Raw genomic sequence first — 700 nt, 5'->3', positions numbered from 1 at the left:
CGGCGGCCGTTCCCGGCTCCGGCGCGGCGCCCTGCGCGCTCTGACGCATCAGCGCCGCGCGCAGCGGATCAGCCCCGGGGTTGTTGACCCGCATGGTGATCACGATGTCCTCGGGTCCGACGCTCTGGCCGTAATAATTGCGGTTCGCGCCGCTGTTGACCGACAGCTTCGAGCCCCCGAGCGCCGCGCCCGCGAACAGGCCCTTGGATTTCTGGATGGCCATGATGTCGGTGTTCGTCGCGCCGGTAGTGCCGCTTTCGATGCCCGAGCCGAGGGTGGCGAACGAGGCGGAGGCGTTGGCGTTCATCTGGAACTGGTTGTCGAGCAGTACCTGCAGCCCATGATCGGTCATGATGAAGAACATGACCTCGGAGTCCTGCATGCCGAGTTGCACACCGATCGAGCCGGAGCCCACGGTGAAAAAGGCGGGATCGGACCAGGAACCCCGCGCGTCGCGTGAGAGCAGCACGCACCCGCCACCCGACCCGCCGATCCCGATCGACATCCTGAAGATGGACGGGCAGATCATCACCGCGCGCGCCTTGACCAGATAGCGCTGGATGCGGCTGGTCGGCGTCGCACCCGCGAACATGTCGTTGATGGTCAGCGTGGCCCGGTCGACCAAGCCCTGTTGCTTTGCGGTATCGGCCTGCGCGGGGCGGCTGGCGGTGACCGCGCCGCCGGCGAGCATCGCGCCGAT

Annotated in this window: 1 protein-coding gene; it reads right to left on the bottom strand. The window is 67.4% G+C overall.

Annotation, left to right across the window (positions count from 1 at the left end; all coding sequences use genetic code 11):
* A partial coding sequence (locus HUK82_RS17000) for a lipid-binding SYLF domain-containing protein (RefSeq protein ID WP_176615015.1) occupies positions 1-691 on the bottom strand: 691 nt, incomplete at its 3' end.
* Positions 692-700: the final 9 nt, after the last annotated feature.

This window comes from Ameyamaea chiangmaiensis (genome assembly GCF_013376175.1).
Lineage (GTDB): Bacteria > Pseudomonadota > Alphaproteobacteria > Acetobacterales > Acetobacteraceae > Ameyamaea > Ameyamaea chiangmaiensis.
Note: the sequence above shows the minus strand (reverse complement) of the source record. Positions and strands in the feature narration are given on the sequence as shown.